General features: G+C 59.9%; 16 protein-coding genes. 1 reads left to right on the top strand and 15 read right to left on the bottom strand.

The genetic code is table 11. The features are described from left to right. Nucleotides 1-10 precede the first annotated feature (10 nt). Nucleotides 11-3,934, bottom strand: coding sequence for a phosphoribosylformylglycinamidine synthase (gene purL / locus G5358_RS10475; RefSeq protein ID WP_421324059.1), 3,924 nt, complete (start codon nt 3,932-3,934; stop codon nt 11-13). A 149-nt stretch (nt 3,935-4,083) separates the two neighbouring features. Between purL and mltF the strand changes: the two genes are divergently transcribed. Then, on the top strand, nt 4,084-5,568 hold the full coding sequence (gene mltF, locus G5358_RS10470; RefSeq protein ID WP_421324058.1) for a membrane-bound lytic murein transglycosylase MltF: 1,485 nt from the start codon (nt 4,084-4,086) through the stop codon (nt 5,566-5,568). 373 nt (nt 5,569-5,941) lie between these two features. On the opposite strand, the gene G5358_RS10465 is transcribed toward mltF, so the two are convergent. The 14 genes from G5358_RS10465 to G5358_RS10400 all read right to left on the bottom strand — a co-directional run. Then, a complete protein-coding gene (locus G5358_RS10465; RefSeq protein WP_421251784.1) occupies nt 5,942-6,166 on the bottom strand; it encodes a zinc ribbon domain-containing protein in 225 nt (74 codons plus the stop codon). Nucleotides 6,167-6,289: 123 nt separating this feature from the next. Then, complete coding sequence (gene der / locus G5358_RS10460; RefSeq protein ID WP_005333794.1) at nt 6,290-7,786, bottom strand: ribosome biogenesis GTPase Der; 1,497 nt, start codon at nt 7,784-7,786, stop codon at nt 6,290-6,292. Between the two features lie 74 nt (nt 7,787-7,860). Continuing rightward, nucleotides 7,861-9,045 carry an outer membrane protein assembly factor BamB gene (bamB, locus tag G5358_RS10455; protein ID WP_005333796.1) on the bottom strand — a complete coding sequence of 395 codons (1,185 nt, stop codon included), beginning with the start codon at nt 9,043-9,045 and terminating at the stop codon, nt 7,861-7,863. Further along, entirely contained in the window at nt 9,038-9,688 is a 651-nt protein-coding gene (locus G5358_RS10450; protein WP_021229680.1) for a YfgM family protein, read from the bottom strand. The genes bamB and G5358_RS10450 overlap by 8 nt, the downstream gene beginning before the upstream one ends. Nucleotides 9,689-9,691: 3 nt before the next feature. Then, complete coding sequence (gene hisS, locus G5358_RS10445; protein ID WP_005351051.1) at nt 9,692-10,969, bottom strand: histidine--tRNA ligase; 1,278 nt, start codon at nt 10,967-10,969, stop codon at nt 9,692-9,694. A 138-nt stretch (nt 10,970-11,107) separates the two neighbouring features. Then, complete coding sequence (gene ispG / locus G5358_RS10440) at nt 11,108-12,223, bottom strand: flavodoxin-dependent (E)-4-hydroxy-3-methylbut-2-enyl-diphosphate synthase (RefSeq protein WP_005333801.1); 1,116 nt, start codon at nt 12,221-12,223, stop codon at nt 11,108-11,110. A 10-nt stretch (nt 12,224-12,233) separates the two neighbouring features. Then, nucleotides 12,234-13,205 (bottom strand): cytoskeleton protein RodZ, encoded by a 972-nt coding sequence (rodZ, locus tag G5358_RS10435; RefSeq protein WP_421172219.1) that lies wholly within the window; start codon nt 13,203-13,205, stop codon nt 12,234-12,236. After that, complete coding sequence (tapF, locus tag G5358_RS10430) at nt 13,195-13,986, bottom strand: type IV pilus biogenesis/stability protein PilW (RefSeq protein ID WP_216953941.1); 792 nt, start codon at nt 13,984-13,986, stop codon at nt 13,195-13,197. The genes rodZ and tapF overlap by 11 nt, the downstream gene beginning before the upstream one ends. A gap of 11 nt (nt 13,987-13,997) precedes the next feature. Further along, nucleotides 13,998-15,101, bottom strand: coding sequence for a bifunctional tRNA (adenosine(37)-C2)-methyltransferase TrmG/ribosomal RNA large subunit methyltransferase RlmN (locus G5358_RS10425; protein ID WP_005344856.1), 1,104 nt, complete (start codon nt 15,099-15,101; stop codon nt 13,998-14,000). Nucleotides 15,102-15,268: 167 nt separating this feature from the next. Next, nucleotides 15,269-15,697 carry a nucleoside-diphosphate kinase gene (gene ndk / locus G5358_RS10420; RefSeq protein ID WP_005333805.1) on the bottom strand — a complete coding sequence of 143 codons (429 nt, stop codon included), beginning with the start codon at nt 15,695-15,697 and terminating at the stop codon, nt 15,269-15,271. 267 nt (nt 15,698-15,964) lie between these two features. Beyond that, entirely contained in the window at nt 15,965-17,248 is a 1,284-nt protein-coding gene (gene pepB / locus G5358_RS10415) for an aminopeptidase PepB (protein WP_216953943.1), read from the bottom strand. Then, on the bottom strand, nt 17,245-18,549 hold the full coding sequence (gene pepB, locus G5358_RS10410; protein WP_216953945.1) for an aminopeptidase PepB: 1,305 nt from the start codon (nt 18,547-18,549) through the stop codon (nt 17,245-17,247). Before pepB (G5358_RS10410) ends, pepB (G5358_RS10415) begins: the two co-directional genes overlap by 4 nt. Nucleotides 18,550-18,722: 173 nt before the next feature. Beyond that, nucleotides 18,723-19,061, bottom strand: a complete 339-nt coding sequence (fdx, locus tag G5358_RS10405; RefSeq protein WP_005333808.1) for an ISC system 2Fe-2S type ferredoxin — start codon at nt 19,059-19,061, stop codon at nt 18,723-18,725. A gap of 1 nt (nt 19,062) precedes the next feature. Continuing rightward, a partial coding sequence (locus G5358_RS10400) for an Hsp70 family protein (RefSeq protein ID WP_421324057.1) occupies nt 19,063-19,491 on the bottom strand: 429 nt, incomplete at its 5' end.

Genomic DNA, 19,491 nt, shown 5'->3' with positions numbered 1-19,491 from the left:
GCAGTCGCGATTAACCCAGACGAACCCGGGCGTTGCGGAACATCCGCATCCAGGCGCCGTCCTCGCCCCAGTTGTCGGGGTGCCAGGAGTTGGCCACGGTGCGGAACACCCGCTCCGGGTGCGGCATCATGATGGTGGCGCGTCCATCGGTGGTGGTCACGGCGGTGATACCATCCGGCGAGCCATTCGGGTTGGCCGGGTACTGCTCGGTCACGCTACCACGGTTGTCGACAAAACGCAGCCCTACCAGACCGCTCTGCTGCAGTGCGCTCAGGTGAGCGGCATCGCGCACCTCGACACGCCCTTCCCCGTGGGAAACGGCAATGGGCATCACCGAGCCTGCCATGCCGGCGAAGAAGGCGGACGGGGACTCCTGCACTTCCACCAGGCTGAAGCGCGCCTCGAAGCGCTCGGAGCGGTTGCGCACAAAGCGCGGCCAGAGATCGGCACCCGGGATGAGATCCCGCAGGTTGGACATCATCTGGCAACCGTTGCAGACGCCCAGCGACAATGTATCGCCGCGTTCGAAGAAGCGCTGGAACTGCTCGCGGGCGTTGTCATTGAACAGGATGGACTTGGCCCAGCCTTCCCCCGCCCCCAAAACGTCACCGTAGGAGAAACCGCCACAGGCCACCAGGGTCTGGAACTCTTCCAGCTTGATGCGACCGGAGAGAATGTCGCTCATATGGACGTCCACTGCGGCGAAACCGGCACGATCGAACGCCGCCGCCATCTCTACATGGGAGTTGACCCCCTGCTCGCGCAGCACCGCCAGACGGGGGGAGACCCCGCGGGCAATGTAAGGTGCAGCCACATCCTCGGACGGGTTGTAAGTCAGCTTGGCATGCAAACCCGGATCGGTGGCGTCCTGACGGGCCGCGTGCTCACTGTCGGCGCACTCGGGGTTGTCGCGCAGGCGCTGCATCTGCCAGCTGGTCTCGCCCCAGATGGTGCGAAGGGCGGTACGGCTGGCACGATAGACCTCCTGACCGCCCCGCTGCAAGGTGATGAGATCCCCTTCGCGCACGGTACCGAGCACATGGGAGCAGGCTGCCAGACCGTGACCGGCCAGCAGGGTCATCACCGCCTCTTTGTCTTCACGACGCACCTGAATGACAGCGCCCAGCTCTTCGTTGAACAGCGCTGGCAGCAGCTCGCCGCCGATGCGATCGAGCTGGATGTCGAGGCCGCAGTGGCCGGCAAACGCCATCTCGGTCAGGGTGACGAACAGGCCACCGTCGGAGCGGTCGTGATAGGCGATCAGTTTGCGATCGGCCACCAGCGTCTGAATGGCGTTGAAGAAGCCCTTGAGCTGGACCGGGTTGTCGAGATCCGGCGCCTTGTCACCCAGCTGGCGATAGACCTGCGCCAACGCAGATGCGCCGAGGCGCTGCTTGCCATTGCCAAGGTCGATGAGGATAAGGTCGGTTTCACCGAGATCGGTACGCAGTTGTGGCGTGACGGTGTTGCGCACATCTTCGACCCGGGCAAACGCCGAGATGAGCAGGGAGAGCGGCGAGGTGACGCTGTGCTCCTTGCCATCCTGCTGCCAACGGGTCTTCATGGACATGGAGTCCTTGCCCACCGGAATGGTGATGCCCAAGGCCGGGCAGAGCTCCTCACCTACCGCTTTGACCGCCTCATAGAGACCGGCATCTTCACCCGGGTGACCGGCAGCGGCCATCCAGTTGGCGGAGAGCTTGACCCGCTTCAGCGACCCGATATGAGCCGGTGCCAGGTTGGTGAGCGCTTCCGCTACCGCCATGCGAGCGGAGGCGGCGTGGGAGAGCAGCGCCACCGGGGTACGCTCGCCCATGGACATGGCTTCGCCGTGATAGCTGTCGTAGGTGGCAGCGGTGACGGCGCAATCGGCCACCGGGATCTGCCAGGGGCCAACCATCTGGTCGCGATTGACCAGACCGGTCACGCTGCGATCGCCGATGGTGATAAGGAAGGACTTCTCCGCCACGGTCGGCAGGCGCAGAACCCGCTCGGCAGCGTCACTCAAAGTGATGCCATCGAGCTGGAGCGCTTTGCCCTGTGCAGGCAGGTTCACCACGTCACGGTGCATCTTGGGCGCCTTGCCGAGCAGCACATCCAGCGGCAGATCGATAGGCTGATTGTCAAAGTGGCTGTCAGAGAGGGTCAGATGCTTCTCTTCGGTCGCGGTGCCGATCACGGCATAGGGGGCGCGCTCGCGCTCACACAGGGCCTTGAACAGTGGCAGCTTGTCCTGCGCTACCGCCAGCACGTAACGCTCCTGGGATTCGTTGCACCAGATCTCCAGCGGGCTCATGCCCGGCTCGTCGCTCTGGATGGCGCGCAAATCGAAACGACCACCGCGCTCACCGTCGTTGACCAGCTCCGGCATGGCATTGGAGAGACCGCCCGCCCCCACATCGTGGATAAAGACGATAGGGTTGTCGTCACCCAGCTGCCAGCAGCGATCGATCACCTCCTGGCAACGGCGCTCCATCTCGGGGTTGTCACGCTGCACCGAGGCAAAGTCGAGATCTTCGGCTGACTGGCCGGAGGCCATGGAGGATGCAGCACCGCCACCCAGACCGATGTTCATCGCTGGGCCGCCCAGCACGATCAGCGCCGCGCCGACCGGGATATCCCCTTTCTGGACATGTTCGGTGCGGATGTTGCCAATGCCGCCCGCCAGCATGATGGGCTTGTGGTAGCCACGCACCTCGACGCCATTGTGGCTCGGCACCTCCTCTTCGAAGGTACGGAAGTAACCCAGAATAGCCGGACGGCCGAACTCGTTGTTAAACGCGGCGCCGCCGAGCGGCCCCTCCTGCATGATGTCGAAGGCGCTGACGATACGGCTCGGCTTGCCGAAATCCTGCTCCCAGGGCTGCTCAAAGCCGGGAATGCGCAGGTTGGAGACGGAGAAACCGACCAGACCCGCCTTGGGCTTGGCACCGCGACCGGTTGCACCCTCGTCGCGGATTTCGCCGCCGGAGCCGGTGGCTGCGCCCGGGAACGGGGAGATGGCGGTCGGGTGGTTGTGGGTCTCCACCTTCATCAGGATGTCGACCTGTTCCTGGTGATACTGGTATTCGCCGTTGGCCGGGCTCGGGAAGAAGCGGCCACCCTGGCTCCCTTCCATCACGGCGGCGTTGTCTTTATAGGCAGAGAGGACATGATCCGGCGTCTGCTCGAAGGTGTTCTTGATCATCTTGAACAGCGACTTGGGCTGCTGTTCGCCATCGATGGTCCAGTCGGCATTGAAGATCTTGTGACGACAGTGTTCGGAGTTCGCCTGGGCGAACATGTAGAGCTCGATGTCGTTGGGGTTGCGACCCAACTTGGTGAAGTTCTCCACCAGATAGTCGATTTCGTCGTCGGCCAGCGCCAGACCGAGCGCCACGTTGGCTTCGGCCAGGGCTGCTCGACCACCGCCCAGCACATCCACCTGGGTGAAGGGGCGCGGCTCGTGGTGAGCAAACAGGGCGGCAGCTTCGCTCATCTTGGCAAACACCACTTCCATCATCCGATCATGGAGCACGGCGGCAATGGTGCTGCGCTGGGCGGCACTCAGCTCACCCTGCCCCTTGATGGTCAGGTAATAGGCAATACCACGCTCCAGCCGCTTGACCTGTTTCAGGCCGCAGTTGTGGGCGATGTCGGTTGCTTTGGAAGACCAGGGGGAGATAGTGCCGGGGCGGGGGGTAACAAGAAACAGCTGACCGCTGGGGGTGTGTTCGGGGATGGTCGGGCCGTAGCGCAAGAGCTGGCCCAAGGTCGCTCGCTCGGGGGGAGAGAGGGGGCTTGTCAGCTCGGCAAAGTGCACATACTCGGCATAGACATCCTCTATCTCTACTCCGCTCTCTACTCCACTCTCGTTTCTCATCTGTGCGAAGCGTTGCAGCAGTTTTTGGACACGAAAATCAGACAGTGCTGGGGCACCACGCAAGATATCCATATGACCTTTCTCACCAAGTTTTAAAGTGGGGGGGAATTGAGACGCGCGTATTATAGGGATCTGGCTCACAGCGGACAAACGTTTTTCTCACTTCGAGCAGTGTGACTCTGCGCACACTCTCTGGTATAAAGGTGCCTCTTTTTTGACAAATGCCGATTTTTTCAACAAAGGTACTCACCTACTTGCGCTGCATTTTTCGACTGTTTATCGGGCTGTTGTTGACGCTGACGCTGGTTGGCTGCGACTTCTATAGCCCCTCCAGCCAGCTGGAGCAGATCCGCCAGCGAGGCGAGATCCGGGTTGGCACCATCTATGGTCCCACCTCTTATTACCAGCGTGACGACCTCGCCCAGGGGTTCGATTACGAGCTGGCACAAAATTATGCCGACTGGCTGGGGGTGACACTCACCATCATCCCGGTCGACACCACTGACCAACTGGTCACCCTGCTGAAAAAGGGCAAACTCGATCTGGCAGCTGCCGCCATCATGGTCACCCCCGAGCGGCGCGAGCTGTTTCGCTTCGGCCCGGGCTTCTATCAGGTCTCTCCCAAACTGGTCTATCGCAACGGCAAACCCAAGCCGGCTTCGTTGAACGATATCAAGGGCAAGCTGGTGGTGGCCGCCGGCTCCACCGGGGAAGATCTGCTCAAAGAGATGAGCAAAGAGAATCCGAAACTAGCCTGGAGCACCAGCGACAACGCCGATGTTGAGGAGCTGCTCAAGCAGGTGGTGGATGGCAAGATTGACTACACGGTGGTGCAGGATACCGTGCTGGCCCGTACACAGCGCTACTACCCGGAGCTCACCGAGGGGCTGACCCTGGCCCAGAAGCAAACCGTTGCCTGGGCCATGAGCAAGCTGCCCGATGACAGCCTCTATGCCAGCGTGATCGACTTCTTCGGTCAGCGCTTTATGGATGGTGCCATCGCCAAGCTCGACGAGAAGTACTTCGGCCACGTGCAGAACTTCGACTTTGTCGATACCCGCACCTTCCTCAAGCGCGCCAAGAGCCTGCTGCCCAAGTACCAGCCGCTGTTCCAGACTCACGCCAAGAATATCGACTGGCGTCTGCTCGCCGCCATCAGCTATCAGGAGTCCCACTGGGACCCGCAGGCCCGCTCCTACACCGGCGTGCGCGGCATGATGATGCTGACCGAGCCCACTGCAAAAGCGATGGGGGTCAACGACCGGCTTCATCCGGAAGAGAGCATCAAAGGTGGCTCCCTCTATCTGCAACAGATGATGGAGAAGGTGCCGGATTCGGTGCCCGATGACGAGAAGGTGTGGTTTGCCCTCACCGCCTACAACATCGGTTACGGCCACATGATGGACGCCCGCCGCCTGACCAAAGAGCTCGGCAAGAATCCTGACGCCTGGAGCGACGTGAAAGAGGTGCTGCCGCTGCTGCAGCAAGCGCGCTGGCACCGCAAGGTACGTTACGGCTATGCCCGTGGCAGCGAGGCGCGTAACTATGTCAACAACGTGCGCCAGTATTACCAGAGTCTGCTCTGGCTCGACAACGAGCAACAGAAGGCACATCAGCGGGAGAGTCTCGACAACGACAGCGAGCCGGAGATCGCCGAGCGCCCGACTATCATCACCGAAGTGGTCAATCAGATCACCATGCGCTAACCAGCCATTATTCGGCTGTTTTCACGCAAACTTCTCTGTTACCATCGATTCACATCGGAGCCTATCCGAAATCGCATTGTTTTCATTATGTTGAGAGATTAAATAACAGCAATTTCGGATGGGCTCCATCAATGACCCAAGGCCGGGATGGCCAACTGAGTTGGGAGGAGACCAAGATGCAAAAACGTAGAAAAATCAGTCTGGTCAGAAAAGCGAAGTGCAGCTGGAGCCCCAGACGCAAACTCAAGCTTAATGACATCAAGCGCAACCTGTGGCGCAGAAATCGATCCTATACCCTGCTTATTGCAGAGCACACAGCATAAACCCGGCATTCGCCGGGTTTTTTTATCTTCTTTCTCACCTAAATATCGTCTTAAACCAGCTCAGCCTTGAACTGTACCGTCCGCTTGGAGATCAGCGAGTTGCAGTGGTTGCAGAAGTAATCCACCGCGCCGCACGCCTTGAGACGCTCCAGCTCCTGCTGGCAGGTGGGGCAGATGGCCGTGACGCGGACATTGGCCTGACACTGGCCACAGGTTTGCTCCTTGCTGCGGGTATCCAGTTCAGCCTGGCATGACGGGCAAAACAGGGCTTCCATAATCAACTCCTCGAAAGTGGATCTGCCATGGTCTTGTTCCATGGCAGATCCCCCTCCCCTTATTCCTCACCTTAACATGGCGAGGATAACAAAGCGGCTGCCGGTGAGGGCAGCCGCAAGGGCTTATTTCTTCTTCATTTTCAGCAGGCGTTTGCGCTGACGTTCCTGACTCAGGGTCATGGTGTTCTTCTTGCCTTCAAACGGGTTGACCGACTCCTGGAACTCGACCCGGATCGGCGAGCCCATGATCTTGAGGGACTTGCGGAAGTAGTTGATCAGATACCGCTTGTAGGAGTCCGGCAAGTCGTTCAGCTGGTTGCCGTGGATCACGATGCGCGGCGGGTTGTAGCCGCCGGCGTGGGCATACTTGAGCTTGACGCGGCGACCATTAACCATCGGCGGCTGGTGATCTTCCTGCGCCATCTGCATGATGCGGGTCAGCATGGCCGTGCTGGTACGACGGGTGGCGGACTGGTAAGCCTCCTGAATGGATTCAAACAGATGGCCGACACCGCTGCCGTGCAGGGCGGAGATGAAGTGGACGCGAGCGAAGTCGATGAAGCCCAAGCGACGATCCAGCTCGTTCTTCACATCCTCTTTCACCTTCTGATCCAGACCATCCCACTTGTTCACCACCAGCACCACGGAGCGACCGGCGTGGAGCACATAGCCAAGGATGCTCAAGTCCTGATCGGTGATGGTCTCCTGGGCGTCGATCACCAGCAGGCAAACGTTGGCATCTTCGATGGCTTTCAGGGTTTTGATAACGGAGAACTTCTCAACCGTCTCGTGCACCTTGCCACGACGACGCACACCGGCGGTGTCGATAACCACATACTTCTGCTCGTCACGCTCCATCGGAATGTAAACGGAGTCACGGGTGGTGCCGGGCATGTCATAGACGATGACCCGATCTTCACCCAGCATGCGGTTGGTCAGGGTAGATTTACCGACGTTGGGACGACCAACGATGGCGAACTTGATGGGCAGGTCGGCGAACGGGGTCTCCTTGGTGTCCTCTTTGGTATCGAGTTCACCGGCAGCCACCATGCGCAGCAGGGCTTCTTCGTCGAAGTCCTCCTCTTCCTCATCCTGCGCATCTTCATCGGTAGCGGAGTCGACCAGGGTCTCCAGATGGGGAGCCAGGGCCAGTTCCAGCAGGCTCAGCACGCCACGACCGTGGGCGGCCGCGATCTGGTAGACCTCGCCCAGCGCCAGACCGTAGAACTCGGAGACCGCGGAATCACCGTCGATACCGTCGGTCTTGTTGGCCACCAGAAATACCTTCTTGTGGGCCTTGCGCAGGTGCTCGGCAATGGCTTGATCCGCCGCGGTCAGACCGGCACGGGCATCCACCATGAACAGCACGACGTCCGCTTCTTCGATGGCCAGCAGAGATTGCTCGGCCATCTTCAGCTCGATCCCCTCTTCGGTGCCATCGATACCGCCGGTATCGACCACGATAAATTCCAGCTCGCCCAACTTCGCCTGACCGTATTTACGGTCCCGGGTCAGACCGGGAAAATCGGCAACCAGGGCATCCCGAGTACGGGTCAAGCGGTTAAAAAGGGTGGATTTCCCCACGTTGGGGCGGCCCACCAGGGCTACTACAGGAGTCATAAAAGCCTCATTCTCAAGACGACAAAGGCTCCGGGTCCGAAGACCAGGAGCCGGATATTCACATTATCGGACGATCAAGGACGCTTGAGGGCGTACAACTTGCCGTCACGGCTCTGCACATACAGGGTCTCGCCATCCACCAGCGGGGCGGCGTAGAGACCACTGCTATCGAGCTGCTGCATAGCCTTGATGGTACCGTCGGTACGATCAAGCCAATACAGGTATCCTTCCACATCACCCACCACCACATAGTCACCGAAGATGACAGGTGCAGTGACGGTACGATTTTCCAGCTGGGTGTTGGACCACAGCTCCAGACCGTTGCGACGGTCGATGGCAAACAGGTGGCTGCGGCTGTCGGTCAGCACGATGGCATTACCGGTCATCGCCAGATCGCGATAGCCGGAATACTTGCGCTTCCACACTTCATCGCCGGTCATCAGCTTGCGCGCCATCAGCTGACCGTTGTAGGCGATGGCGTAGAGCTCATCACCGGCAATCAGCGGGCTGGCATCGACGTCAACCATGCGGTCCAGCTCGGTGGCACCGCGCGGATCAGCCACCTTGGACTGGCGCACCGGCTGGCCGTTGCTCAGCAGGGCGATGCCCACCTTGCCATCGGCACGACCGTAAATCACGGCGCCGTTGGTGATCACAGGTGCACCGGCACTGCGCAGGGTCAGCGGCGGCTGCTCTTCGGAGAGCGACCACTGCATCTTGCCTTCATCAGTGTCGAGGGCGATCAGGCGACCGGAGGTGGTCAACACCACCACGCGGCCATCTTCCACCGCGGGGCTTGCCACCACTTCGCCGGGCACATTGGTCTGCCACAGCACTTCACCGTTCTCTTCGTTCAGGGCGTAGACCACCCCGTTCTCGGAGCCGAGGAACAGCTTGCCGTAACGGGAGACCAGGCCGCCGGAAAGGCGGGCGCTGCGCTTGTCGGCGTTGACCGGCAGGTCGGCCAGATCGACAGTCCAGAGGCGATCGCCACTGGCACGGTCAAAAGCGCTGACATCGCCGTCGCGGGCCGCCGCGTAGATGCGATCCTCTTCCACCACCGGCTTGAGCTGGGAGTAGAAGTCACCGATGCCATCACCCACAGTAGATGACCATGCGGTGTCGGCAGTGAAGGCAGATTCAACCTTGGGCAGCGGCGCCATCGGGTTGAGATCCTCTTCGGAACTGAACAGGGAGCAACCCTGCAGAGCGAAGGAGACCGCAGCCCCCAGCGCCACCATCTTGAATAGATTACGCATCCGGTGCCTCACCAGTCGCAACGGCCGGCAGGGCCAGATCGTCCATTTTCAGCTTGAGCTCGGCGCTACCCTGCAGGCCGCCAGCATCGGCCGCTGCTTGATAGGCATCACGAGCCTCTTCGGTCTTGCCCTGCTTTTGCAGCACATCACCACGGGCTTCGGCTACCTGTGCCTTGAAGGCCTCATTCTGGATGGTTGCCAGCTTGGCCAGCGCTTCATCTGCCTTGCCCTGATCATTCAGCACACGGGCCAGACGCAGCGCCGCGATGGGACGAATGCTCTCGTCACCCGTGGTCGCCACCAGCTCCAGCTGCTCGGCAGCCAGATCCAGCTTGCCCGCCTTGACGGCAGCGGCAGCCAGTTGCAAAGCGGCCAGTTCACCGTAGGAGTCACCCTTGTTGGCAGTGACAAACTGCTGTGCCTGCTCGAAACCGGCGGCATCGCCCTTGGCCAGCTGCTCAATCACCTGGTTGTAAGAGTGGGAGGAGGCCTCCATGGTCTCTTGCTGGTGCTGGTTGTAATAGCGCCAGCCGAACAGACCGACCAGACCGATCACGGTCCCGGCAATCACCGAGGTTCCGTTCTCTTTCCACCACTCCTTGATAACCTCAACCTGTTGTTCTTCGGTGGTATAGACTTCCACAGCTTACTCTCCTTTGGCTGCCAGCAGGGCAATGGCGGCGTCAACCTTGACGGTCTGTTGCTCGGCCTGACCACGCAGATATTTGATAGTGATCTCCCCGTTTTGCACCTCGGTCTCACCAAGGATCAGGGCGATTGCCGCGCCGCTCTTGTCGGCACGTTTGAGTTGTTTCTTGAAGTTGCCACCACCGCAGTGGCTCATGAGGCGCAGGTCCGGCAGGGCATCGCGCAGACGCTCGGCCAGCTGGAAGCCAGCCTGTTCGGTTCCCTCGCCCACCATCGCCAGATAGACATCCACCGCCGGGCGGATATCGGCGTTGAGCTCGAGAGTTTCCAGCATCAGCACCAGACGCTCCATGCCCATGGCGAAGCCCACGGCCGGGGTCGGTTGACCGCCCAGCTGCTCTACCAGACCATCGTAGCGGCCACCGGCACAGACGGTGCCCTGGGCACCCAGACTGCTGGTGACCCACTCGAACACGGTCAGGTTGTAGTAGTCAAGACCACGCACCAGACGCTCGTTCACTTCGTATTTGATACCGGCAGACTCGAGCAGGCGCTTGAGCCCCTCGAAGTGGGCCAGGCTCTCTTCGCCCAGATGGTCGAACAGACGCGGGGCACCCGCCAAAATGGCCTGCACCTTTTCATCCTTGGAGTCGAGCACCCGCAGCGGGTTGCTGTACATGCGGCGCTGGCTCTCTTCGTCCAGCTGCTCCTTGTACTGCTCCAGATAGGCCACCAGCGCATCGCGGTAAGCGGCACGCTCGGCGCTCTGGCCCAAGGTATTGAGCTGCAGGGTGACATGCTCGCTGATGCCAAACAGACGCCACAGGCGGTGGGTCAGCATGATCAGCTCGGCGTCAATGTCCGGCCCGTTGATGCCAAACAGTTCGACACCGAACTGGTGGAACTGGCGGTAACGGCCCTTCTGGGGACGCTCGTGACGGAACATGGGGCCCATGTACCACATCCGGCGTTCCTGGTTGTAGAGCAGACCGTGTTCGATACCGGCACGGACGCAGCTGGCGGTCCCTTCAGGACGCAGGCTCAGGCTGTCGCCGTTACGGTCTTCAAAGGTGTACATCTCTTTTTCGACCACGTCGGTCACTTCACCGATGGCGCGCTTGAACAGATGAGTCTGCTCGACAATCGGCATGCGCACTTCGCTGTAGCCATAGCTGGCAACGACCTGGCGCAGGATCTGTTCAACCTTCTGCCATACCGGGCTCTGCTCCGGCAGGCAATCATTCATACCGCGAATAGCTTGGATCTGTTTTGCCACGTTGATACTCGAGAAAAAGAGGTAAAATTTGGCCGCATTATAGGGATTTTCCCCCCCAAGGTAAAATCAGGGAATCCGGATGCGGGATTTAAAATCAGTCACCTGGAAAAAGGGCCACCCAATGTGGCCCTGTTTCGCTCACTCCTTGTCCATCGGGATCCGGTTGGCGGGATCCAGCATGGCGGCGCGGGCGCGAATGCGGCGCTCCAGAGTTGGAATGAGATCCTTGTTGTCGAGCCGATCGACCCGCTGGCCCCCTTCATAGAAGGCACTCTTGTTGGCGGCACCCGCCAGGCCAAGGTCGGAGACCAGCGCTTCGCCCGGGCCATTCACCACGCAACCGATGATGGAGACATCCATCGGGGTGATGATGTCTTCGAGCCGCTCTTCCAGCGCGTTGACAGTGGCGATCACATCGAACTCCTGCCGTGAGCAGGATGGGCAAGCGATAAAGTTGATGCCACGGGAGCGAATACGCAGGGATTTGAGGATATCGAAACCGACCTTCACCTCCTCCACCGGATCCGCCGCCAGCGAGATACGCAGGGTATCGCCGATGCCGTCGGTGAGCAGCATGCCCAGACCAATGGCAGACTTCACCGCGCCGGCACGGAAACCGCCCGCTTCGGTGATGCCAAGGTGCAGCGGCTGCTCGATCTGCTTGGCCAGCAGGCGATAGGCACCGACGGCCAGGAACACATCGGAGGCCTTGACACTCACCTTGAAGTCCTGAAAGTCGAGGCGATCGAGGTAGTCCACGTGACGCATGGCGGACTCTACCAGCGCTTCGGGGGTCGGCTCGCCGTACTTCTCCTGGATATCTTTCTCCAGCGACCCGCCATTGACCCCGATACGGATCGGGATATTGAGGTCGCGCGCGCAATCGACCACAGATCGCACCCGCTGCTCGTTGCCGATGTTGCCCGGGTTGATACGCAGGCAGTCGGCACCGTACTCGGCCACTTTCAGGGCGATGCGATAGTCGAAGTGGATATCGGCAACGATGGGGATGCGGGTCTGCTGTTTGATCAGCCGGAAGGCTTCCGCCGCTTCCATGGTGGGCACGGAGACACGGACGATATCGGCACCGACCCGCTCGATCCGCTGGATCTGCTCGATGGTGGCGGCGACATCTGTGGTCTTGGTGTTGGTCATGGTCTGCACGGTAATGGGGGCATCGCCCCCAACCGGTACATTACCAACCATGATCTGTCTGGATTTACGACGAATGATGGGTGATTCGTGAGAAGACATGGGAAACAGATTACTCCTGCGGCAGTGAGAAGCGGGCTGTACGACCGTTGTTGTAACGGCTCATATCAAACGACTGACCCTTGTAGTCAAGCTTGACGGCCATGGGCGCGCCAATGATGAACTTCAGGGGCTCGGCGCCTTCCAGCACCAGCTCGTCGTTGGCCTTCTTCAGACCACTGAACAGGGTCTTGCCGTTGGCATCCTTCACATCCAGCCAGCAATCGGCGGTGAAGCTCATCTTCAGTTGCGGCGCAGTCGCCGGATCAACGACAGCCTCTTCAGATTCGGTGCCATTGGCGCCGGATACCGCAGCATCGGTCGCAGTGCCGACAGCCGCGCTGACATCGGTCGGGGCAACAGCCGCAGAAGCAGGCGCCAGGGTAGCAGTCGCATCGGAGACCACCGCGGGGGCAGTCACGTCAGTGGCGGCAGGTGCGATGGCAGCGCCTTCCACCGGAGCTGTGTTGATCGCATCGGGCGGCGTGATTGCAGGTTCAGCCGGAGTCGAACTGGTCGCACTCATCTCGGTGGCTGCCAGCGCTTCATCACCGGCGGAGCGGCGTGAAGTACTCTGCCACCACCAGGCGACCGAGAGCGCAATCAGCACCAGAATAACCAGCCAGGTGACTACCTTGAGCCGACTGTCGTTGACTTGCTGGCGAGAGCGACGGGAGAAGCTCTGCATGTCGATATTGTCGGGAGGAGTCAGACCCAGCTTGTCGTAAGCGGCCAGAATGGTCTCTTCCGGGATCCCGACCAACTTGGCATAGGTACGCAGATAGCCCCGAATAAAGGTATGGGACGTATGTTTGTCGTAGGTATCCGATTCGATGGCGGCGATCAGGGTCAGACGAAGGTGAATGCGGGACGCAACCTGTTCTCGTGTCCAGCCAAGCTGTTCACGGGCATTGCGCAGCAGCTGGCCTGGACCTGCTGCCTGGGAATCGTCTTGTTGGAAATCGTGTGGCTGTTCAATAGTCATTGGCTAAATAACGCTTGGCTTGTTGCGAAGTGGGATATTGCCTTACCAGCTCAGTCCCGAATTGGTGAAGTAATGCCGGCTTGTCCATTGCCTGTGCCAATCTGAGTCTCAACCAGAGACTCTCCTCATTCTCGTCTGACACATCGGCAAAACGGGCGAGGTAGGACTGCACATCAGGCAGCTTGCCATCTTTCATGGAAAGCTCGGCCAAGTCCAGCAATAACCTTGGATTGCCCGGATTATACCCCAAGGCCAGGAGATAGTACTCGGTTGCTTTATCATTTCTGCGATTTTGCAGGGCACAAAGTGCCGCATTTTCATAGGTATCGGCAATCTTCACATAGCCTGGTTGAATAACAGCCTGGTTGAATGCCTTGTCTGCCTCATCATAACGGCCACGATCACAGAGGAAGGCGCCATAGTTGTTCATTGCGTCAGCATTGGACGGATCCATGGCAAGGGCGTTCTTGTAATGCTCTTCAGCCGCCTTGAAATCCCCCACCCTCTGGTAGAAGTAGGCAAAACCGATCTGCACTTGAGGATTGGAGGGGTCATACTGGAGGGCGCGATCAAGATTGAACTTGGCCTGCTCGGCATTGCCCTGACGCAGGTACTGGATACCCAGGTCGAGGCGGGTTTGGGCAGCCGCCTTGAGGTCAGGACCCACTTCACGCTGGGTCGAGTTCTGGCCAGCGTAAGTGGTCTCGGTCACACAGCCTGGCAGCGCGCAGAGCGCTGCCACTACGATCAATGTACGTGTATCCATTCCCTGTCTATACAATGGCTTAGCATTTAAACCATTTTGACGGAAATCCCATCCTGTTGCATCCGATTTTTGATAGTTCGCTTGGTACGGTCAATCACGTCACCCACCAGCTGACCACAGGCGGCATCGATGTCATCACCACGGGTCTTACGGACAATCACGGTGAAACCGTACTCCATCAGCACCTTGGAGAAGCGATCGATACGGCTGTTGCTCGGCTTGCCGTAAGGGTTGCCCGGGAAGGGGTTGAACGGGATCAGGTTGATCTTGCTCGGAGTGTCCTTGAGCACCTTGGCCAGCTCGTGCGCATGCTGCATATCGTCATTGATATGATCGAGCAGCACATACTCGACGGTTACCCGACCACCGTTGGCATTGGATTTGGCCAGGTAGCGACGGACACCGGCGAGGAACTCCTCGATGTTGTATTTGTCGTTGATCGGCATGATCTCTGAACGCAGCTTGTCGTTCGGGGCGTGCAGGGAGATAGCCAGCGCCACGTCGATCTGGTCGCCCAGCTTGTCCAGCGCAGGTACCACGCCAGAGGTGGAGATGGTCACCCGGCGCTTGGAGATGCCAAAGCCGTAGTCATCCATCATCAGACGCATAGCGGGCACCACGTTGGCGAGGTTGAGCAGCGGCTCGCCCATCCCCATCATCACCACGTTGGTGATGGGACGCTTGCCACCGACCACACGGGCAGCACGCCACACCTGACCGATGATCTCGGAGACTTTCAGATTGCGGTTGAAGCCTTGTTGAGCCGTGGAGCAGAACTTGCACTCCAGCGCACAGCCAACTTGAGAGGAGACGCAGAGGGTCGCGCGGTCATCTTCCGGGATGTAGACGGTCTCGACCTCCTGATCGCCCACCTGCAAGGCCCACTTGATGGTGCCATCGGCAGAGCGCTGCTCGCGGCTGATCTCGGGCGCCTTGATCTCGGCGATCGCCTTGAGGCGCTCTTTGAGCACCTTGTTGACGTTGGTCATCTGATCGAAATCATCACACCCAAAGTGATAGATCCACTTCATGACCTGATCTGCCCGGAATGGCTTCTCGCCCAGTTCGACGAAAAAGGCACGCATGGCATCCCGATCAAGATCCAGCAGGTTGATTTTTGTTTCGCTCATCAATGGCCTCAGTTCAAACACTTCATCAATTATTGGCTGACGACGTCAGGGGGCGGCATTGTACAAATAATGGGTCTGGCTTTCCACCTGGAGAATAGAGGGATATTGCGTAAACGGCGAAAACAACAAAGGGAGCCGAGGCTCCCTTGGGTCATCATCCACAAAAATCAGCCGCGCGGGCAGATCTCGTTGTCAGAGAAGAAGTAGGCAATTTCGCGGGCAGCGGATGCCGGTGCATCGGAGCCATGTACTGCGTTGCGATCGATGCTCTCGGCATAACAGGCACGCAAGGTACCAGCCAGCGCCTCTTTCGGGTTGGTAGCACCCATGATCTCGCGATTGCGACGGATGGCGTCTTCCCCTTCCAGCACCTGCACCATGACAGGGCCAGAGGTCATGAAGCTGACCAGATTGTCATAAAAAGGCTTGCCCTGATGCTCGGCATAGAAACCGGCAGCCTGTTCACTGCTCATGTGCAGCATTTTGGATGCCACCACTTTCAAGCCTGCGCTTTCGAAACGGCTATAGATGGCACCGATCAGGTTCTTGCTGACAGCATCCGGTTTAACGATAGAGAAGGTACGTTCGATGGCCATTGATATCTTTCCTTAACTACAGAGTTTTATTGTTAGAATCCATGTTCGCTGGCGATTATACGTAAACAAAAACCGGAAAAACACACAAACAAGCAACTTTTTATTAAACATCACTCCCTTGCAATCAACATCCACACTCATCTTGACCGAGCAGAGCCGGAAAATATGTGCGCTTGCGCACGATAGTTACCTTAAGCCGCCAAAACCCCATCTTTTGTTCACAATTCGAACAGCATGAAAAAGGCACCCGAAGGTGCCTTGTCTCGCCTATTTGGCTTCCGCCAGCAGGGCCCGCGCTATGGTGCGCATCCCCAGGGTATTGGCCCCCGGCGCCCAGAGGGCATCGCCGTTGTCACTGAAGCAAGCGGCCAGATCGATATGCAACCAGCCCATCCCTTCGTTGGCAACGAAACGGGAGAGGAAACCCGCCGCGTTGGAGGCGCCACCCGGCCCGCCCCCCTTCACCGGACGGCTGTTGGCCGTGTCGGCGTAATGGGAAGGGCACTGCTGGCGGTGCCAGGGCTCCAGCGGCAGCGGCCAGGCAGGCTCATGCTCGGCATCGGCATAGGTCATGGCCCGGCTTACCAGCCCTTTATCGAGGCCAAACAGTGCATTGTAGCGCCCACCCAGCGCCATCACAGCAGCGCCGGTCAGGGTCGCGGCATCGATGATCAGCGGTGCGCCGGACTCGCTCGCCAGTTGCAGGCCGTCGGCCAGCACCAGCCGCCCCTCGGCATCGGTATTCACAATCTCGACCGTGGTGCCGTTCTTGTAGGTGAGGATGTCGCCCAGCTTGTAGGCGTGGCCGGAGACCAGGTTCTCGGCGCAGCAGAGGATCAGCTTCACCCGCTTGTCGAGCCCGCGCAGCATAGCCAGCGCCAGCGCACCGGTGACAATCGCCGCGCCTCCCATGTCGCACTTCATGGTGAGCATCCCCTCGGAGCTCTTCATGGAGTAGCCGCCGGAGTCAAAGGTGATCCCCTTGCCCACCAGCGCTGCCGCTACCGGCGCCTTGGGGTCACGCCCCGGGTTGAAGTCGAGCTCCAGCAATATCGGTTCGCGCGCACTGCCGCGGCCCACCTGATAGAGGCCGACCCAGCCCGCCTGTTGCAGCGCTTCGCCTTTCAAAATGCGATGACTCACCTTGTCCGGCGCCAGCTCGGTAATAAAGGAGGCCGCTTCCACCGCCAGCTCCAGCGGGCCCAACTGCTCCGGGGTGGCATTGGTCATCTCGCGTACCCAGCGGCCGCAGAGCCAACGCGCTTCCAGCTCCTCTCTGTCCTCTTCCGAGGACATGGCCCACTGCAGTTGCACCTCCGCCTTGGGGGTTTGCAGCCCTTGGGCAAAAGCCCACTGCTGTTCACGCTCCCAATGACCAGCCAGGGTCACTTTCTGGATCCCCTGCTGGCAGAGGCGACGGGCCGCCTGCTGGATATCGAGCAGCGGATTGGCCGTCACCAGATGGATCACCATGCCGTCGGCGCGGTGAGAGAGCAGCGCCCCCTCCCCCCACTCGGCCGGTGCAAATTCACGACTTAACCAGACATTCATGCGGTCACCTCCTGCAGCCAGCGTGCGATGGTGCGCAGACCGTGGCCCTTGGCGCCGGTTGCCCAGAGATCATTGCCCGATTTCTGATAGGAGGCTGCCAGATCCAGGTGCACCCAGCCCTTGCCCTCATCGCGCACGAAGCGGGAGAGAAACGCAGCAGCCGTGGTGGCACCGGCCGTGCCTTCTGCCGAGGCGACGTTGCCCAGATCGGCAAAGGCCGAGGTGAGCTGGCTGGCATGCCAGGGCTCCAGCGGCAGCGCCCACGCCTGCTCGTTTTCCACCTTGGCGGCGGCCAGCGCACGCTGCTGTTCGGTCTCATCGAGGGCAAACACCGCATTGTAGTCGCGCCCCAGCGCCATCTTGGCGGCGCCGGTCAGGGTGGCTGCGTCAAGGATATAAGCCGCACCGCTGTCGGAGGCCGCCATCAGACCATCGGCCAGCACCAGACGACCTTCCGCATCGGTGTTCTGGATCTCGACCGAAATCCCATTCTTGTAAGTGAGGATGTCGCCCAGCTTGAAGGCGTGGCCAGAGACCAGGTTCTCGGCGCAGCAGAGAATGAGCTTCACCCGCTGGTTCAGACCGCGGCTGATAGCCAGCGCCAGCGCACCGGTCACCATGGCAGCGCCGCCCATGTCGGACTTCATCGGCAGCATGTTGTCAGAGGACTTCATGGAGTAGCCGCCAGAATCAAAAGTGATCCCCTTGCCCACCAGCGCCGCCACCACCGGCGCATTGCGATCACTGGTCGGGTTGTAGTCGAGCTCCAGCAGCACCGGCTCGCGCTCGCTGCCACGGCCAACCGACCAGATCCCGATATGGCCGGACTCGCGCAGCGCTTCACCGGCGGTGATGCGGGCAGTGACCTGATCCCCAGCGATACCACGAATGAGCAACAGGGCCGATTCCGCCAGACTCATGGGGTAGATCTCTTCCGGACAGCCATTGGTGATGTCACGTACCCAGCGAGCCGCCTTGAGCAGCGCATCCAGTTCACGGGCTTCCGCGTCGCTCTGCTGGCCGAAATCCAGTTCACGCGATCCCTTGGCGGCGTAGAACCCCTGGGCGAACGCGTAGCGACGCTCCAGATCCCACCCCTCACCGGCCAGCATCACCCGCTTGATCCCGCTCGATTCGAGGCGACGGGCGGCGCGCTGAACGGTGCGCAGAACATCCTTCTCCTGACCGGCGGCACCAAGATGGATCAGTGCATCGTCGCCATTGAAACTGAGCTGGGCGCCCTCGCCCCAATAAGCGGCCGCAGCCTGGGTGGATAACGCTACCTTCATCATGTCAGCCATCGTGTTTGCTTCCTTTTTACTGGCACTATGTATAAGCACTCTTTATGGGAAAGAGCTTATTGGCAAAGAGAGAATAACGAATACAAAAAAGGCCGTGCCCCCGAGGGTCACGGCCTTCCACCATATCACTGAAGCACCACAGGATGCTGCACGTGCAATTCACTCATGTGTAATTAATGGCGTTCAGAGGCAAGGTTCAGGGTGTACTTGGGCAGTTCCACGACCAGATCCTCGTCCGCCAGTTTTGCCTGGCAGCTGAGGCGCGATTCCGGCTCCAGCCCCCACGCCTTGTCCAGCATGTCGTCTTCCAGCTCGTCGCTTGGCTCGAGCGAGTCAAAGCCCTCGCGCACCACGCAGTGGCAGGTAGTGCAGGCACAGGATTTCTCGCAGGCATGCTCGATTTCGATACCGTTGCGCAGCGCCACATCCAGAATGGTCTCGCCGCTTTGCCCCTCGAGGGCGGCGCCATCCGGACAGAGTACGGGATGAGGAAGAATGATCAGTTTTGGCATATTACACCTTGTTGACGTTTTGTCCGGTCAGCACCTTGCGGATGGAGGCGTCCATCCGGCGGGCTGCAAACTCGCCACTGACAGCATCGGCTGCCTCAATGGCTTCTTTGATTTGATGGGTTGCGCCGCTGTTGCGCATGGTCAGCAGATGGGCGATGGCGGCATCAATCTCGGCACGCTCGACAGCATTGAGCAGGGCATCGCCATCGGCGGCCAGAGCCGCATTGAGACTCTCGACCACCCGGTCGGCTTCAACCTGCTGCTCGGCCAGCATGCGGGCATCCATATCCTGCTGGGCGTTCTCGATGGAGGCACTCAGCATGTTGAGGATATCCTGCTCCGCCAGCCCGTAAGAGGGCTTGACCTGGATCTCGGCCTGCACGCCGGAGGATTTCTCCATGGCGCTGACCGAGAGCAGACCATCCGCATC

The sequence above is a fragment of the Aeromonas sp. 604176 genome, assembly GCF_049170755.1.
GTDB classification, from domain to species: Bacteria; Pseudomonadota; Gammaproteobacteria; order Enterobacterales; family Aeromonadaceae; genus Aeromonas; species Aeromonas veronii_A.
The sequence above is the reverse complement of the archived record's forward strand: the minus strand, read 5'-3'. Positions and strand labels throughout refer to the sequence as shown.